At 44.1% G+C, this 16920-nt stretch carries 17 protein-coding genes; 6 read left to right on the top strand and 11 right to left on the bottom strand.

The window, feature by feature from the left end; translation table 11 throughout:
- Nucleotides 1–154: 154 nt before the first annotated feature.
- Complete coding sequence (locus F0261_RS15075) at nucleotides 155–811, bottom strand: NAD(P)H-dependent oxidoreductase (RefSeq protein ID WP_171338361.1); 657 nt, start codon at nucleotides 809–811, stop codon at nucleotides 155–157.
- 273 nt (nucleotides 812–1084) lie between these two features.
- On the opposite strand from F0261_RS15075, the gene F0261_RS15070 reads away from it, so the two are divergent.
- On the top strand, nucleotides 1085–2032 hold the full coding sequence (locus tag F0261_RS15070; protein ID WP_171338360.1) for a DUF3034 family protein: 948 nt from the start codon (nucleotides 1085–1087) through the stop codon (nucleotides 2030–2032).
- Nucleotides 2033–2044: 12 nt separating this feature from the next.
- Nucleotides 2045–2476, top strand: coding sequence for a group 1 truncated hemoglobin (locus F0261_RS15065; RefSeq protein WP_171338359.1), 432 nt, complete (start codon nucleotides 2045–2047; stop codon nucleotides 2474–2476).
- 148 nt (nucleotides 2477–2624) lie between these two features.
- On the opposite strand, the gene F0261_RS15060 is transcribed toward F0261_RS15065, so the two are convergent.
- From F0261_RS15060 to zapE, 3 genes are all read right to left on the bottom strand, one after another.
- Nucleotides 2625–3566 carry a hypothetical protein gene (locus F0261_RS15060; protein ID WP_171338358.1) on the bottom strand — a complete coding sequence of 314 codons (942 nt, stop codon included), beginning with the start codon at nucleotides 3564–3566 and terminating at the stop codon, nucleotides 2625–2627.
- A gap of 1030 nt (nucleotides 3567–4596) precedes the next feature.
- On the bottom strand, nucleotides 4597–5319 hold the full coding sequence (locus tag F0261_RS15055) for a YebC/PmpR family DNA-binding transcriptional regulator (RefSeq protein WP_014948360.1): 723 nt from the start codon (nucleotides 5317–5319) through the stop codon (nucleotides 4597–4599).
- Nucleotides 5320–5648: 329 nt separating this feature from the next.
- Nucleotides 5649–6746 (bottom strand): cell division protein ZapE, encoded by a 1098-nt coding sequence (gene zapE / locus F0261_RS15050; RefSeq protein ID WP_171338357.1) that lies wholly within the window; start codon nucleotides 6744–6746, stop codon nucleotides 5649–5651.
- A 255-nt stretch (nucleotides 6747–7001) separates the two neighbouring features.
- Between zapE and F0261_RS15045 the strand changes: the two genes are divergently transcribed.
- From F0261_RS15045 to F0261_RS15035, 3 genes are all read left to right on the top strand, one after another.
- Nucleotides 7002–7436, top strand: coding sequence for a DUF1043 family protein (locus F0261_RS15045; RefSeq protein ID WP_014948358.1), 435 nt, complete (start codon nucleotides 7002–7004; stop codon nucleotides 7434–7436).
- Nucleotides 7437–7524: 88 nt separating this feature from the next.
- Nucleotides 7525–8886 (top strand): DegQ family serine endoprotease, encoded by a 1362-nt coding sequence (locus F0261_RS15040; protein WP_014948357.1) that lies wholly within the window; start codon nucleotides 7525–7527, stop codon nucleotides 8884–8886.
- A gap of 419 nt (nucleotides 8887–9305) precedes the next feature.
- Complete coding sequence (locus F0261_RS15035; RefSeq protein ID WP_014948356.1) at nucleotides 9306–10376, top strand: trypsin-like peptidase domain-containing protein; 1071 nt, start codon at nucleotides 9306–9308, stop codon at nucleotides 10374–10376.
- A 145-nt stretch (nucleotides 10377–10521) separates the two neighbouring features.
- On the opposite strand, the gene murA is transcribed toward F0261_RS15035, so the two are convergent.
- The 7 genes from murA to mlaF form a co-directional block, all read right to left on the bottom strand.
- Nucleotides 10522–11784, bottom strand: a complete 1263-nt coding sequence (gene murA, locus F0261_RS15030; RefSeq protein ID WP_014948355.1) for a UDP-N-acetylglucosamine 1-carboxyvinyltransferase — start codon at nucleotides 11782–11784, stop codon at nucleotides 10522–10524.
- Between the two features lie 12 nt (nucleotides 11785–11796).
- Nucleotides 11797–12054, bottom strand: coding sequence for a BolA family protein (locus F0261_RS15025; RefSeq protein WP_012517351.1), 258 nt, complete (start codon nucleotides 12052–12054; stop codon nucleotides 11797–11799).
- 29 nt (nucleotides 12055–12083) lie between these two features.
- Nucleotides 12084–12392 (bottom strand): STAS domain-containing protein, encoded by a 309-nt coding sequence (locus tag F0261_RS15020; protein WP_171338356.1) that lies wholly within the window; start codon nucleotides 12390–12392, stop codon nucleotides 12084–12086.
- Complete coding sequence (locus F0261_RS15015; RefSeq protein ID WP_014948352.1) at nucleotides 12389–13054, bottom strand: phospholipid-binding protein MlaC; 666 nt, start codon at nucleotides 13052–13054, stop codon at nucleotides 12389–12391. Before F0261_RS15015 ends, F0261_RS15020 begins: the two co-directional genes overlap by 4 nt.
- Nucleotides 13055–13172: 118 nt before the next feature.
- Complete coding sequence (gene mlaD / locus F0261_RS15010; RefSeq protein ID WP_014948351.1) at nucleotides 13173–13646, bottom strand: outer membrane lipid asymmetry maintenance protein MlaD; 474 nt, start codon at nucleotides 13644–13646, stop codon at nucleotides 13173–13175.
- A gap of 9 nt (nucleotides 13647–13655) precedes the next feature.
- Nucleotides 13656–14432 carry a lipid asymmetry maintenance ABC transporter permease subunit MlaE gene (gene mlaE, locus F0261_RS15005; protein WP_014948350.1) on the bottom strand — a complete coding sequence of 259 codons (777 nt, stop codon included), beginning with the start codon at nucleotides 14430–14432 and terminating at the stop codon, nucleotides 13656–13658.
- Complete coding sequence (mlaF, locus tag F0261_RS15000) at nucleotides 14429–15229, bottom strand: phospholipid ABC transporter ATP-binding protein MlaF (RefSeq protein WP_014948349.1); 801 nt, start codon at nucleotides 15227–15229, stop codon at nucleotides 14429–14431. Before mlaF ends, mlaE begins: the two co-directional genes overlap by 4 nt.
- Before the next feature lie 734 nt (nucleotides 15230–15963).
- Here mlaF and F0261_RS14995 point away from each other — a divergent pair.
- Nucleotides 15964–16920, top strand: a complete 957-nt coding sequence (locus F0261_RS14995) for a calcium/sodium antiporter (protein ID WP_014948348.1) — start codon at nucleotides 15964–15966, stop codon at nucleotides 16918–16920.

Genomic DNA, 16920 nt, shown 5'->3' with positions numbered 1-16920 from the left:
GTAAAGACATTAAAAAATCCGATACCAGAGACTGATATCGGATTTTGAAGCCTTAAAAAGATCGGTCAACCGATCATGAAAATTTTCTTAACTGATCGGCATTACGCGCTAAGCGGGCTTTGTTATATACATAGCAACCTTGTGTAGTCAGGTATTACACAACCGCGATCACATCTTCTTTTGCAAGGCGTGCTTTAGGTAGACCATGGTTCCAATCTTGCTCTGTATCTGGATAGCCCATGGCAAGTGCCACTTCGCAAACGTGCCCGTCTAGCTCATCTTTAAACTGTTCGCCAAGCAGTTCGGCGTCAACACCTTCCATCGGCGTAGACGCTATGCCTAAACGCGCCAGCGTGTGAAGAACATTGCCTAGCGCTAGATAAACTTGCGCTTTGGTCCAAGCCGCGTTGTTACCGTTCTCATCGGTGTTCGCTTCAGCAAATGCGTAAGCGCCCATGAAGTTTTCACGCATATCTTCGGGTAGATGACCAGACGATACTTCTGCATCGACACGCTTTACAAATTTCTCTTTTGTAAATTTAGGGTCATAGGCAAACAGAATGGTATGCGATGCTTCTTTAGCGTGATGCTGATTGAACTGATGCTTGTTGGCAAAGCTATCGTGTAAACGCTGCTTGGCTTCATCACTTTCAACAACCACAAATCTCCATGGCTGAGAGTTGATTGAAGACGCTGAAAGTCTCAACGCCTCAAGAATTGTCGCCAGATCATCAGCTGAAATGCGTTTACCCGCATCGTACTGTTTAACCGTGTAACGCTTATTTAAATCTTCAATAATTGGATGAGACACAACTAACTCCTCAATACGTCTGCTATTTGTTGTTCACGCATGAATGCAGCGAACAGAAAATTAAAGTACTCAATGAATATGGCGTGTATGGTATAGATTCAGCTTTTCAATGATAAGCCCCATAAAAAACGAATCAGTTTCAAATATTTTTTGATAATAAAAATTCGATAATAGTTAATACCGCCAGCAGCGTGCATTTCACAATTCATGGGTTAAGCGCTATGCTGATCAATAGAATTACAAAAAACCATTTAAAAACATTAGGTTTACCTTATGATTAGGCATTTACTCCTCCCTCTTTTTCTCGCATCGTCTCCCGTACTCGCAGACAGTGGATCTCGCTTAATTGCATCTGGTGGTATTACAGGTTTCGAGGGCACTGCGGGTGGCGGCATTACGCCTTGGGCATTTATTGGCGGATACGCGAGTAAAGAAGAGGTCAGTTATTCGGCAAATATTCAGTACTTAAGCCTAAGCGATTATTCCCTTACAACAGCAGGGGCAAGTGTTAGTTTGTTTGACCGTATAGAGCTTAGCGTGCAGCGACAGCGCCTCGATATTGCTTCAGGGTTAACAAGCAACGTTTTCGCGTTACTCACAGAAGGTGCTATTACAAACGCCAACAGCACCACCATTGAGCAAGATATAATCGGTGCAAAAGTTAAGGTTCTTGGCGATGGCGTCTTTACTCAAAACTCATGGATACCCCAAATATCCATCGGCGCACAATACAAGAAAAACAGAGACTACGACAGCTCTCTTTCGCTACCCGACGGTACGACCCCCTTGCCCGGCGTAGGCGTACCAATGCTGCTAGGAGCGACAGACGACAGTGGTACCGACGTTTACCTTTCAGCCACGAAACTGTGGTTGGGCACCCCATCAGGTTATAATTTACTCACCAATCTTACCGCGCGATATACGAAGGCGAATGTGTTTGGCTTACTTGGATTTGGTTCTGAAAACAACGATAGCGCTAAGCTCGAATGGGAGGGCTCTGTAGCGGTATTAATTAGCCCTACCACAGCAATTGGCACAGAGTTTAGAACGCAAACCAATCGATTAGGAGGCTTAGCTGAAGAAGACACCGTTGTTGATGCGTTTATTGCCTACTTCCCAAATAAATCTATTTCAATTACCGCTGCCTATGTGGATTTGGGCAATTTACCTTTGCAAGAAAGTTCTTCAGGATTTTATCTAACGGTAAACAGCACTTTTTGATAGGGGAACGAAATGATCAGACACTGCTTCCGGTTAATGGTAATTGCTGCGTTAAGCTTATTGATAACCGCATGCGCCAGCGCTCCTGAACAAAGCCTTTATGAAGAAATTGGCGGCCATAAAACGCTCAATACCATATACGGCGTAGCGATTACACGAATTTACACTGACCCCGTAATTGGTCATTATTTCAAAGGTGTTCCCAAAAAACATTTAAGAGATCAACTTGTATTGCAAACATGCGAGCTTATTGGCGGGCCTTGCGAATATGATGGAAAAACAATGTTGGAGTCTCACACGGGTCTCAATATTAAGGAGCGTGAATTTTACATATTGGTGGAGTATGTCCAAGGTGCGATGCGCGATGTGGGGCTAACCTATCAACAAGAAAACCGCATTCTTAAGCTGCTAGCGCCCATTAAGTACGAGACGGTTGGCTTGTAAAACTCTTTAGTGCCTTGAGTAAATACTACTAAATTTTAAAATAATAAATTTTGGAATCCGTACTTTTAAACAACTAAATTATTGAGTGTTTCTTTTGGCAATTGATGCCTAGAAACACTCGATAATTGATTGCTATCGCAAAATTTATTCAAGAAAGTTGATTGCATCGTGTACAAAAAATCAACCCAGCAAGAACTAAAATAAAATAAGCCGATATAGAAGGTGCTGAGACTGCAACTACATCACCAGGCTGATCTGGTGCAGCGCCAGCGGGTAATATTACCTGATAGTGAATAGCACTCAAAGCGTCACTTCCGCCAGAGTAACTTATATTGAGCGAATTGAGCCCAACTGTTAGGTAAGAGGTAACATCAAACTCGAATAGATCCCATAAAGCACCATTCGTGACCGATGAGCCAGCCGTTGCGGGGACGCTCAAACCATCAAAGTCAACGTTGACAACCGAGCCGTTAATGCTAAAAAGGCCATCCGCAAAACTCTGACCATCGGAGACTCCTAGTAACAGTCTTGCAGACCCTGAATTATAATTTATTCCTGACAATGAAGTGTCCCATCCTAAGGGATCATAAATATTATCGAAATTTGCGTCATTGCCTTCGAAAGTAACAACATCAGTATTGTTGCTATCATCCCCATCATCATAATAAACAACTAGTGATGCGCCATTGCTGTTATTCGGGCTTAGGCCAGATAGGCTGTAGATACCGTCTCCGGTGATAATATTCGTAACATCGGCTCTGTAGGCTTGGCTATTATCTTGACCCCAGAAGTTGTCATCGGAAAAGCCTATATTAGTACCAACTATGCTCGTACCATTAAATAATGCACTAGCGTTGAACGATGGGTCGCTCGAATTAGTAGGTCCGTGCCAATAGAGATAAGCCTGCTCGATGGACCCTGAGGTACCTGAAAGCGTTATGTCTCCACTTCCATTTCCTCTTAATCCACCAACTCCAGCATAAGCAATATCTGTATCAAAAAATGTACCCGCACTAGTGATAACACTTGCATGAGTCTGTAGCGAACCAAAAATAAATAGTAAAAGCGAAAATGTCTTTATGTTCTTCATAAACAAATCCTTTATGTGTAGTCAAATTCGACATTACCGCTTAATATGTCAGGTTGAATGCAGCATAATTGGTGCCAATGAATAAGTTGTTGATAATATCGATTAAACTAAAAGATAGATGTTGTAAATGTAAAATTATTCGACACAATGAATTTTACTTACCTAGCATTTCTACTTAGCACCTTTCCTTGCCAATTAGCAGCGTTACAGATGAGCTGATAAAGCGCGGCATATCTGCTACACAAAAATTCCATTAATAATTAAAGTGTATATCGATTGCTCTTATTGATACGGATAAATTGCGGCAGTCGTAAACGACAAAAGAGAAATTTTGGCTGTTTACCTTTTACAAGATTTAGCAAGTTCCTCGGACAACTTTTTTATTTAAAACTATTAATTTAATCAAATCACTCTTTTTAAGTGATTTCGCGGTAAATTGTGCGAAAAACGTGTTCGCTTTCTACGAAAAAGCCATTGGTCGGTAATAATAAAACGGGAGGATAAAACCCCAAAGATATAGACCAGCGAACCTGTAAGATAGGGGCCTGGTACAAAACCACCCGCTAATGCTAAACGAAGCTTAAATTAATAACGTTTCGCGCGGCAAAAATGTTGTTCGCGTGATTAAAAATAGGAATTTTGCTTAACAACATGACTCTATCAACGCTGCTTCAACAGCTCATAAACCAACATTTTATCAATAAATTGATTTAAATTGAAAAATTAAATTATTGGTTTCAGTTATGTGATTAAGTGCAAGGTGATGTTAAAAGAAATTAGAGGCTTACCTACAGCTAACTCAGTGTCAACATCACCATTTTGTGAGCAAAAGGCAAAAGCGCCCACATTCAGTTTACGAACCTCAAATTAAGAGCAAGGGTCAAGTGAATTTCAGTTTTTTGAGCGAATGCGCATGAAACATTAAAAATTGTGATTATCAATAAGGCTTTTCTTATATTGAAAAAGCTAACTGTGCCTCTCAATTCAACAATTGCCACTAGGCACAGTTTCAACTACTTTCTACGAATAATTAGTTAGGCGTAATCGCGTTGTGGTAAACGTCTTGCACGTCATCACAGTCGTTAAGCATGTCCATGAATTTTTCAAACATCGGCATGTCTTCTTCGCTTATCTCAGTTTCGGTCTGAGGCATCCAGCTCATTTCTTCTGCAATAAAGCTAATGTCTGGGTAGGCTTCAGTTAGCGCTGTTTTTACTTGATAGAATTCAGTGTGTGGCGCGTAAACTGTAACTTTACCGTCTTCAACTTCAACATCAGTTACGTCTACGTCGGCTTCCATTAGCACTTCTAGGATAGCGTCTTCGTCGTCACCTTCAAACTGGAATACCGCTTGGTGATCGAACATATGCGATACCGCACCCTGTGCACCAAGTTTCGCGTTGGTTTTAGTAAAGCAGTTACGTACTTCAGTGATGGTGCGGTTTGCATTGTCAGACAAGCAGTCAACAATGACCATGCAGTTACCTGGGCCAAAACCTTCATAACGCATAGGCTGGAAATCTTCGCCAGCGCCACCAGCGGCTTTATCAATCGCTTTTTCAATAACGTGGCTTGGTACTTGGTCTTTCTTCGCCTTTTCCATTAGGCGGCGAAGTGAAAGGTTGGTGTCTGGATCGGCACCACCATTTTTCGCACATACGTAAATTTCTTTACCGTATTTAGAATAAACTTTAGTTTTTTGGCCGGCAGTTTTTGCCATGGCGTTTTTACGAACTTCGAATGCTCTTCCCATCTTAAAATTCTCTTTCTCGCAATTTGAAATGCTGCGTTGGGTTTTATCGGGCTACCTGTTGCCTGACCGTTCATCAGGCGCATCGCTCTGCCTTACTTGGTAGCATTGCCGAACTCGACGTTTCAATAAATGGTCGAACGCGACGGTGCTAAAAATTGCCAAGCGAAACACTGCCCAAAATAACGGTAGGCTAAGCGACACAAAAAATTTGGGCGAAATTCTACCTTAATTTTCGTGTAATACCAATGTGAACGCCCCTAGAAAGGGTGTAGGTTGGTAGCTTTCACATTTTCAATGAGGTCAAAATGTACTCTGACCCATATTTATGCTTACGGCAAATGCTCGGTTGCCAGGTAGTCGTGTGACTGCATTTCCTTTAAGCGGCTAAGACAGCGTCTGAACTCAAAATTAAGTAGCCCCTCGGTGTACAAGCTTTCCAGCGCGACTTCTGCCGATATGATTAACTTTACATTTCGCTCGTAAAACTCATCTACCATGGCAATAAAACGGCGTGCCACATCGTCATTATGTTGGCCCATTTCCCTAACATTGGCTAACAGCACTGAGTGATAACAACGGCTTAACTCAATGTAGTCGCTCTGGCTTCTGGGCCCGCCACACAAGGCTTTAAAATCAATCATCAATACCCCGTCAGCGTTTCTAAGCGTCGGTATTTTTCGGTTGTTCACCTCAATATCTTCGCCTTTAGAGCCTTCTTCCGGAGCTAATTGAGAAAAGTAGCTATGCAAGTTTTCGGTGGCTTCGTCATCAAGTGGGTAGTGATAAATTTCGGCTTGCTCTAACGTTCTAAGACGATAATCAATACCGCTATCAACATTTACTACGCGGGTATTCTGATTGAGTAGATCGATAGCAGGTAAGAACCGCGCACGCTGCAATCCGTTTTTATACAAATCGTCAGGGACTATGTTCGACGTCGCCACCAGCACAATTCCGTGACCAAACAGCTCTTCCATTAACGTGCCTAAGATCATAGCATCGGTTATATCTGACACGAAAAACTCGTCAAAGCATATTACCCGCGCTTCTTTTGCTAACTTAGCCGCTACCAGCTTTAGCGGGTCTTGTGCGTTTTTAAGCTGCTTTAGTTCATCGTGCACACGGTACATAAAGCGGTGAAAATGCACGCGCATTTTCTTTTCGAAAGGCAAACAGTCGTAGAATGTATCTACTAAATAGGTTTTGCCTCGCCCTACACCACCGTAAAAGTAAATGCCCTGGATACCAGGCTTCGCATGGCCTTTCCCAAACGCTGCTTTTAACTTTACCCGCCACGTCGTTTTCTTTTCAGGTTGGGTAAGTTCATCAAACAAACGTTGAAGTTCTTTTACTGCATTTTCTTGCGCCGCGTCGTAATGAAAGTCAGACGACTGAAGATCTAGCTGATATTTTTCCCATGGCGTCATCGCCGAAACCACTCCGTACAAAAGTCAATAGCGGCACTTGCTGCACCGACCTGCTTGAATTTCTCAATTATGACCTTAATTTTAATGGAAATCACGGTAGAATCTCACATTGAAATTCGACATACACCGAATAAATGTCACGATGTATGCGCTTTTCGGGTTCGACCTTGCTATATTCAGCGTATGGTCGAAAGCAGCTTTTAGATCGTAGAAGTAAAGATCGGCTGCAAGATGTAGATTGATTCGGAGAATATAATGGAATTGTTAGTATCTCTTGCTTTGTTAGTAGTTGGGTTAATTATTGGCTTTTTCGCAGGTCGCTTTTTTCAACAAAAGCAGGGCGCAGGCAATACTGCACAGACTGAGAAGCAAGTTAAAGAGATCCTCGCACAGCAGGCGCAACACCACATTCATCAAACTCGTCAAAGCTTAGAGAGCATTGAAAGCCAGTGCGAAACCTTGAAGCAACAAATTGAAGAGTATGAATTGCTGCTTGAGCAAGGCAGCGATGATGACAGCAAAGTTCCTTTTTATGGGGAACAAGCAACCACATATTTACGTAACAACCTAAAAGGGTCTGACAAATCGAGAGTTCAGCGTGTATCTGACACACAGCCAAGAGACTTCGCTAACTCGGGTTCTGGGCTGTTCGTCGGCGGATCTGATAAGAATACCGCAGAAAAACAGTAACATCGGGAACTTTATCACGACCTCGGACTCTTTTAGTGAAACCATGCTATGTCGCATATAACATGAAGGAGTGTAAGCGAACATGAAAATGTCTTTCCGCCATTGTCTATTGGCGTCTGCCGTTGTTGTAAGTTCATTGGGCTTTACTGCTAGCACACAGGCGGCGTTACCGTTCTTTTCTGATAAGAAAGATGAAGTTCCCTCTTTAGCCCCTATGCTAGAAGAAGCTACCCCAGCGGTAGTGAGCATTGCGGTAGAAGGAACACAAACCTCTACGCAGCGTGTACCCGAGATGTTTCGCTACTTCTTCGGCGCCCCGCAAGAACAGGTTCAAGAGCGCCCTTTCCGAGGTCTTGGTTCTGGTGTCATCATAGATGCCGATAAAGGTTATGTCGTTACCAACAACCACGTTGTTGATAATGCAGATGAAATCACTGTTAAGTTAACTGACGGTCGCGAGTTTAAGGCGAAAAAGCTAGGTTCAGATGAGCAAAGCGATATCGCGCTACTTAAAATTGAACCTGATGATTTAAAAGCGTTACCGCTTGCCGATTCTGACGCGCTGCGCGTTGGTGATTTCGTAGTAGCCATTGGCAACCCATTCGGTCTATCACAAACCGTTACCTCAGGTATCGTTAGTGCTTTAGGTCGCTCAGGTTTAAACATTGGTGGTTATGAAGACTTCATTCAGACTGACGCGGCAATTAACCGCGGTAACTCAGGTGGCGCATTGGTCAACCTTCACGGTGAACTGGTTGGTATCAACACCGCTATTTTTGGTCCTAACGGCGGCAACGTCGGTATTGGGTTTGCTATTCCTGCCAATATGATGAAAAGCCTAATTGATCAAATTGCAGAATTTGGTGAAGTTCGCCGTGGCCTTCTAGGCATTTTAGGTAGCGATATTGACGCGGGCCTTGCCGAAGCCATGAATGCGGAAGTGAACATTGGTGCGTTCGTGAGCGAAGTGCAGCCAGACTCGGCTGCTGAAAAAGGTGGTCTGCAAGCCGGTGATATTATTACTGCCATTAATGGTCGTAAACTTCATAGCTTCCAAGAACTGCGCGCAAAAATTGCGAGTATGGGCGCGGGCGCTGAAGTTGAGCTCACCGTTATGCGCAAAGGTAAGAAAATGAATGTAGATGTTGTATTAGATGACGCTACAGACACGACAGTGACGGCTGCTCAAATTCACCCAGCCCTAGAAGGTGCAACCCTGTCTAACGGCACTGACGATGCTGGTAATGCTGGTGTAGTGGTTTCTGATATCGAGCGCGGTGCGCCTGCGGCGCGAATTGGCCTTCAATCTGATGATGTGATAATCGGCGTTAACCGCGTACGTACGTCTACGGTTGCAGAGTTCAGAAATGCACTAGACGAAGCCAAAGGCGTTATCGCACTCAATGTAAAACGTGGAAACTCTACGCTTTATTTGGTAATCAGACAGTAGCAATGTAGCTCTTCAATTACATCCTCAGCTCAGACGCGTTGGTGTCCAAGCTGAGGGTTGGCATAAAAACGGCGCTTTATAAGCGCCGTTTTTGTTTTCAAATGATAACCGTTGAAAACAGTGTGCTCCTAGCTTCCTAACGGGGCTTCTTTACGGACTCCTCTGATAAGCCGCATTCTTGAGCTACACCTATGTCCACGTAAATAAGGCTGTATGAACAGCATGAAAGGTTTTGAAGTACATGCTAGTGCAAATTGAGTTGCACAAAATTTGCGTTTCATTACGGTAGTTTATTAAATAAAGTGATATCCTTTGCCGTAAGATGATAATTTAAGAATGTTGCGCTTTAAGATTGTGAAGTAGTGCTGAGTTAACGGCACGTATTAATTAAGTGCGACAGATAACAAAAAGTGTGATTTGTGACTGGCCGCTCAATTTTTAACTTCTTACTAAAATCTGTATTTCTTGGCGTAGCTGTTGCTGCATTACTGTTAGTTTTCCTACCCGATCTACGTCAAGGCAAAGGCCTTGCCCAAGGGTTCTTTAACTCCCCCTCAGTAAGCGCTAGTCGCGAAAGCTATTTTACTGCTCTAAGTCGCTCTGCGCCTGCAGTAGTCAATATCTACAGCGTCAGTATTGAGAACGGTTCAGGCCTATTCAGAAATCAATCTCGTGGGCGCACCAATTTGGGTTCTGGCGTTATCATGACAGAAAATGGCTATTTGCTTACCTGTCACCACGTAGTTGCAGATGCCGATAGCATTTACGTAGCGGTTCAAGATGGACGTATTTTGGAAGCGCAAATTGTGGGCACCGACCCACTGACCGACCTTGCCGTGTTAAAAGTCACCGCTGATAACCTGCACATTATTCCTCAGGTGTCAGAACCTGACACCCATGTGGGTGATGTGGTGATGGCGATTGGTAATCCTTTCGATTTGGGACAAACCATTACTCAAGGCATAGTAAGCAGAGCCGGACGAAATGGTCTATCTAATTATGTTGATTTCATTCAAACCGACGCAGTTTTGAACCAAGGTAATTCTGGTGGTGCGCTGGTAGATAGCAATGGTATTTTGCTGGGTATCACTAACGCCAACTTCCAAGTGCTAGATTCAAATAATCGCGCTCGCAATGTAGACGGTATTAACTTTGCCGTGCCTTACGAATTAGCTAAGCGAGTCATGGATGAAATTATCAGCAATGGACGTGTTGTTCGCGGGCAGCTTGGTTTTGTTGGCGGTGAAAACCGCAACCGACCAGGCATAGACGTTTCAGCAGTAGCTAAAGGCAGCCCTGCCGATATCGCGGGTATCCGCCCTGGCGACATCATAGTAGCCATAGACGGCGTACGTTTAGAAAGCGCATCAAAAACGTTGGATATGATTGCCGAAACCGAGCCCGGTACAGAACTTGAAATTGAGCTCAGCCGCGACGGGCGTTCAATTACTCTTACGGCAACGGTTGCAGAGCTTCGCGCTGGTCAATAAGTATTGTTGGAGCTGGCAGATTAGTTCGGCTTCCCAAGTTTAGAACGTGAAGATTTAATACCAGCCCGCATAGATAATAGACACAAAAAAAGCGCCAGATAGATATTCTATCTGGCGCTTTTTCGTAGAAGTGCGAAACCTTGAGTTATTCTTTCACTCTTTCAATGATGGCACCCAAGCCACCCAGCTTCTCTTCAATGGCTTCATAACCACGGTCTAAGTGATAAATGCGATTCACGTGAGTCTCACCTTCTGCGATGAGCCCAGCTATCACCAAGCTTGCCGACGCGCGCAGGTCAGTAGCCATTACCGGAGCTCCTTTAAGGCTTGAGCTGCCTTTAGACACTGCTGAGTTCGCTTCTAACGCGATTTCTGCGCCCATACGTTGTAACTCTGGCACGTGCATAAAGCGGTTTTCAAATATGGTTTCTGTAATTACGCCCGTGCCTTCGGCAACGCAGTTCAAGGTAACAAACTGCGCCTGCATATCTGTAGGGAATGCTGGGTGTGGTGCGGTTTTAACTCGCACAGCCTGCGGTTTGCGCCCTTCCATGTCTAGCTCTATCCAGTCATCACCAGTGGTGATTTTAGCTCCGGCCTGCTCTAGCTTATCTAGCACCGCATCTAATGTATCTGGCGCCGCATGAGTACAGCGTATTTTCCCACCTGTCACAGCGGCCGCTACCAAGAAAGTACCGGTTTCTATACGGTCAGGCAGCACTGCATAATCACAACCGTTTAAGGTTTCCACGCCCTCAATGGTTATTTTATCGCTTCCTGCACCGCTAATTTTCGCGCCCATCTGAATAAGACAGTTTGCTAAATCAACGATTTCGGGCTCGCGTGCCGCGTTTTCAAGAATGGTTGTTCCGTCAGCCAGCGCCGCTGCCATCAGTAGGTTTTCAGTGGCACCCACGCTTACCATATCCATGAAAATACGCGCACCTTTCAGACGCCCATCGACTTCGGCTCGAATATAGCCTTCGTCTACTTCAATCTTCGCGCCCATCTTTTCAAGGCCAGTTAAATGAAGATTTACCGGGCGCGCACCTATAGCACAGCCACCGGGCAAAGAGACATTCGCTTTACCTTGCTTAGCTAACAGTGGGCCAAGTACCAAGATAGACGCACGCATAGTACGTACTAACTCATAGGACGCTGTAACGCTTTGTAGCGTACTCGCATCGATAACGATATCGTTAGGTGCGGGTAGTGCGACTTCAACACCTAATTCACGCAAAAGTGCCGTCGTAGTATTGATGTCACGAAGACGAGGAACGTTGGTGTAACGACAAGGAGAGTCGGTCAGCAAGCTTGTCATCAACAATGGCAAGGCCGCGTTTTTAGCGCCAGAGATGCGCACGGTACCGTTGAGCGCAGGGCCCTTTTTAATTACGAGTTTATCCACGTGCTACGCCTATTATTGAGGAATATTAAACTGGCGCTCACGCTCCCAGTCTTTTACTGAAAACGTCTTGATGGTAATTGCATGCATGCTGCCGTCTGCAATTTTATCAGCCAAAGGCGCATATACCGCTTGCTGGCGCTTCACACGGCTCATTTCGTTAAAAGCATCGCTTACCGCAATAATATTAAAATGCGAACCTTCGCCCTTTACATGGACTTCGTGAAGGTCTAACGCATCTTTCAAGATTTTTTCAATTTCAGACAATTCCATAACTTACTTCTTAATTCGCTAACGGGTGTTTATTCTACGGGTAAAAAGCTATCTGCGTCGCTTATTTTAGCAAGCTTACGTAGCTTCTCAGGCATTTTATATAGGCTCATGCTAACACCATTTTGCTTTGCATCCCTAGCGGCATTAATAAGCCAAGCCAAACCTGCACTGTCTGCGCGCTCAACATCACTTAAATCAACAAGACATCTTTTATTGTTAATCAAGGTGCTACGCTCATTTCCGTTCAAACTATCCCAGAAATTCTTCGACAGCGTTTCACGGTCAAGATGACCGTGAACCACTACATTGCCTTTGTCGTTTACCTCGAATAGGCTCACTCAGCCTCTCCTTCGATTTCGATTGGTTCACCTTGCTTAAGCTCAACTGGCTTACCAATTTTGTCGCGCATTAGTGCGATAACTGCATCGATACCGTCTTGACGAAGGATTGATTCAAATTCGCTACGCTTGCTGTTTAGCATGCTGATGCCTTCAGCAACCATATCGTAGGCTTTCCACTCGTTCGTTTTACTATCTTTACGAACTTTAAAAGCAATTTTGATTTCAGGGCGGTTTGGATCTTGAACCACTGCACGCACTGTTACTGATTTTTTATCATCAAAAGATGATTCAGGCTCAAAGATGACTTCTTGGTTGTCGTAGTAGCCCATTGCCACAGCGTAGGTTGTTACCAAATATTGACGAAATACGCTGATGTACTCGCCCATCTTCTCTTGAGGTACTGACTTAAAGTGTTTACCTAGTACCATAAAAGCAGCGAATTTGTAGTCGATATGAGGTACTAATTCTTCTTCCATAATAGTGCGTAGCATTTCAGGATCAGCTTTGATCGCTGCTTGGTTCGCTTTGATGCGCTCAAACGTGCGGTTTGCTACGTCTTGAACCAATTCATACGGGTTTTGTTCATTAACTTCTTGTGCATTCGCTATGCCCGCTACAGACATCATGAAGATGCCAAGTGCTACCATAAACTTTTTCAAAATTACTCTCCTAACTTAAAACTCTATTTAGCAGACCTGATGGCAATCCAATAAGTTTCATCACGCCGCTGGAATAATTTAACGACTTGGTAATATACGTCTGGCCGTAATACTGCGATTAGTCTTCGTCGCTTCCGCGATTAAATAAGAACTGACCAATGAGATCTTCAAGAACCAAAGCTGACTTAGTATCCTGAAGGTAATCGCCATTCTGTAAATTAGCGACACCGTCGAAAGAGAAGCCAGGTTGGAAGCCAACATACTGTTCGCCTAGCAAACCCGAGGTCAAAATAGACACAGAGCTGGTTTCTGGAAAGCCGTTGTATTCATTTAAAATTGACAGCTCAACCACTGGCGTAAAATCTTCTTGGTCTAGCGTAATCGATGACACACGGCCAACCGTTACCCCACCAACCTTTACTGCCGATCTCGGCTTTAAGCCGCCAATATTGTCGAATTTTGCGTATAACGTGTAGGTATCGCCTTCGGTGGCTACCGTTTGGTTTGCTACTTTCAGTGCCAATAACAACAACGCACCGATTGTAAGCATGACAAACACACCAACCATTACTTCCGTTTTATACTTACTCATTCCGATCCCCTACTCGATACCAAACATAAGGGCGGTTAGCACGAAGTCCAGCCCTAATACTGCTAATGATGAATAGACCACCGTTTCGGTAGTCGCTTTGCTGATCCCTTCCGATGTTGGAATAGAATCGTAACCTTTAAATATGGCAATCCACGTCACAACCAAGGCAAACACGAGGCTTTTTATTACGCCGTTTATGACATCCTGGTTCCAATCTACTGTCGATTGCATAATTGACCAGTAGCTGCCTGCATCAACGCCTAACCAATCAACACCCACTAAGTGGCCGCCTAAAATACCAATGGCACTGAAAATAATGGCAAGCATAGGCATCGCTAACATTCCCGCCCAAAAACGCGGTGCGACAATACGTCGTAGCGGGTCTACCGCCATCATCTCTAAACTACTCAGCTGCTCAGTGGCTTTCATTAAGCCTATTTCAGCTGTTAAGGCTGAGCCAGCTCGCCCAGCAAAAAGCAATGCGGTAACTACCGGACCAAGCTCTCTTAACAATGAAAGTGCGACCATGGGGCCTAAGCTACCTTCTGCGCCATAATCAACCAAAATGGTGTAGCCTTGTAGCGCCATTACCATGCCGATGAATAACCCCGACACCATAATAATTAGCAGCGACTGAACGCCCACTACATACAATTGCTTAATCACCAACGGTACATTTTTAAGCCTAGGAACAGCGATTAATGCACCAAACAACATAAGAGCTGCTCGACCAACCGCAGTGACCTTCCCTATCGTTTTAGCGCCTATTGATTGGAAGAACTTCATTTATCTGCCCCCAAGAAGCTTGCTTTCAAATCAGGTGCAGGATAATGAAATGGTACCGGACCATCTGCTTTTCCTTTCAAGAACTGTTGGACTAATTCAGAGTCACTTTCTTTGATTTGCTGCGCCGTTCCTTCACCGATAACCCGCTTGTCAGCTAAGATATAAATATAATCGGCAATGGTCAGTACTTCAGTGACATCGTGAGTCACCACAATACTGGTTAGATTAAGTGCGTCGTTTAATTCACGAATAAGCTTAACCAGCACACCCATTGATATAGGATCTTGTCCGGCAAAGGGTTCGTCGTACATGATTAAATCTGGATCTAGTGCAATTGCCCTTGCCAAAGCAGCCCTGCGCGCCATACCACCAGACAATTCACTAGGCATTAATTGAGCTGCACCGCGCAATCCTACTGCCTGTAGCTTTAAAGCGACAATTGTCGCAATAACGTCTTCAGAAAGTTTTGTATGTTCGCGAAGTGGAAACGCCACGTTATCGAACACACTCATATCGGTAAAAAGCGCACCACTTTGAAAAAGCATGCTCATTCTACGACGTGTCTCATATAGCGTTTTTCTCGACATAGAAACAATCGAATCGCCGTCGAACCTAACGTCACCTTCATCTGGCGTTAACTGCCCGCCAATAAGGCGCAGCAGCGTGGTTTTACCTATACCACTTGGCCCCATTACCGCAGTAATTTTGCCTTTGGGTACCTTTAGCGATATCCCATCATAAATGATGCGATCAGCGCGCTTAAAGGTAAGGTTATCTACTTCAACTAAATGATCCATAGTTACTTAAATGTCGACCCCTGACGTTGGATTGAGAGCTTATAAAATAACGCGTTCAATCCACTTAGAAAATTTTAAAATTATAAGAGTAAGTGAGTATTCAATTTCTGTGCCTTCACTTGATCCACTCTTAAGGTTTACTGCACAGTTTACTTTATGAGCGCATGAAATCAAAAAAGTTTACTCTCCAGTGTACTTTTTTGGATTTCTATCGCCAGACACGGTATAGAACACTTTGTCTGGGCGGTGTAATTTAAGGGCATTGTACGCTTTTTCAAGCCCCTCGCCAAAGTCAAAAAGTTACAAGTTATGTTCGATTAAGAAGAGTACGGACATTTTAAACTCGCCCTTCGGGAAGGTCTGGCAAGCTTCCTAGCTTCATTCTGGGAATTTGAAAGGGAACAGCCATTCCTGCATTCCCACGCTTCGCTAGGAAACTTGCCAGCGCCTTCTGAGTGGGCAATTATCTATGCGGACTGGTATTCGGTATCTCACGCCCAAGTGCCTAACCTTCCCTAGCAATCTTTACGCTTAACATTGACTCCATCCTATTTTGTTGTTTCTTAACTGAAACTGAATATGAAGTCTTGTGTGTGTAAGTGCGACCTAATTTGCGTGTTCAGCGGAAATTTACGTCAATTGACAGTATTTGGCGAAAATAAAACGCTGCGAGCATAGGCAAATGGCACTCTTTTTGCGACAATCTAGCGAAATACTTTCTATTACAGGTTGTTGTGCTTTTAAACATTGTCATTTTTCTTGTTGGGCTGATTGTGCTGAGTTGGAGCGCTGACCGGTTTGTATATGGCGCCTCAGCATTAGCAAAAAACATCGGCATTTCTCCAATGATGATCGGACTAACGATTGTCGCTATGGGATCTTCGGCACCTGAAATTGTGGTTTCCGCCATAGCCTCCGCAAATGGCAATATGAACACCGCCGTGGGTAACGCGCTAGGTTCTAACATCACGAACATCGCGCTAGTTTTAGGTATAACCGCGCTAGTGAAACCATTGCTTGTTTCATCAACAACGTTAAAGCGCGAACTTCCAGCACTCCTTATCATCTCATTGATTGCCATTGGCTTTATGTTTGACGGTGAACTTAAGTCTTATGAAGGCATTATCCTACTAGGCCTGTTCATTTTCGTACTGGCAATGATGGCGTGGTTGTCGCTACAGGTAGATAAAGAAGACCCTCTGGTTGCGGAAACCGCAGATGAAATCCCCAAAGGCGTTTCAAATACGTCAGCCCTCATTTGGATTGGTGTAGGCCTTGTAATACTGCCATTAAGTGCTCACTTTTTGGTGAACTCAGCAGTAGAAATTGCCAGATACATGGGCATTTCGGATTTGGTTATCGGACTAACGATTATTGCGTTTGGTACAAGTCTACCTGAACTAGCAGCAAGTGTTGCGGGTGTACTGAAAGGTGAAGACGATTTAGCACTGGGTAATATCATCGGCTCAAATATCTTCAACCTGCTTGCCGTACTTGGCATGCCCGGGTTAATCGCGCCTGGTATCCTGGACCCTGACGTTTACAACCGAGATATGTACGTAATGCTTGGTTTAACATTATTACTGTTCTTGTTCAGCTTCGATTTAATCGGCAAACGTACAATATCAAGAACAAATGGATTCATACTTCTGGCTTGCTTTATCGGCTATCAATTCTGGCTATTCGGATAA

This window comes from Alteromonas sp. 07-89-2, assembly GCF_013113925.1.
GTDB classification, from domain to species: Bacteria; Pseudomonadota; Gammaproteobacteria; order Enterobacterales; family Alteromonadaceae; genus Alteromonas; species Alteromonas macleodii.
Note: the sequence above shows the minus strand (reverse complement) of the source record. Positions and strands in the feature narration are given on the sequence as shown.

Coding starts and splice junctions, on each gene's coding strand:
- F0261_RS15040 (WP_014948357.1), top strand. CDS start 7,525: ATGTCTTTCCGCCATTGTCTATTGGCGTCTGCCGTTGTTGTAAGTTCA.
- mlaF (WP_014948349.1), bottom strand. CDS start 15,229: ATGGATCATTTAGTTGAAGTAGATAACCTTACCTTTAAGCGCGCTGAT.
- mlaD (WP_014948351.1), bottom strand. CDS start 13,646: ATGAGTAAGTATAAAACGGAAGTAATGGTTGGTGTGTTTGTCATGCTT.
- F0261_RS15065 (WP_171338359.1), top strand. CDS start 2,045: ATGATCAGACACTGCTTCCGGTTAATGGTAATTGCTGCGTTAAGCTTA.
- F0261_RS15025 (WP_012517351.1), bottom strand. CDS start 12,054: ATGGAATTGTCTGAAATTGAAAAAATCTTGAAAGATGCGTTAGACCTT.
- F0261_RS15070 (WP_171338360.1), top strand. CDS start 1,085: ATGATTAGGCATTTACTCCTCCCTCTTTTTCTCGCATCGTCTCCCGTA.
- F0261_RS15045 (WP_014948358.1), top strand. CDS start 7,002: ATGGAATTGTTAGTATCTCTTGCTTTGTTAGTAGTTGGGTTAATTATT.
- F0261_RS15060 (WP_171338358.1), bottom strand. CDS start 3,566: ATGAAGAACATAAAGACATTTTCGCTTTTACTATTTATTTTTGGTTCG.
- zapE (WP_171338357.1), bottom strand. CDS start 6,746: ATGACGCCATGGGAAAAATATCAGCTAGATCTTCAGTCGTCTGACTTT.
- F0261_RS15055 (WP_014948360.1), bottom strand. CDS start 5,319: ATGGGAAGAGCATTCGAAGTTCGTAAAAACGCCATGGCAAAAACTGCC.
- mlaE (WP_014948350.1), bottom strand. CDS start 14,432: ATGAAGTTCTTCCAATCAATAGGCGCTAAAACGATAGGGAAGGTCACT.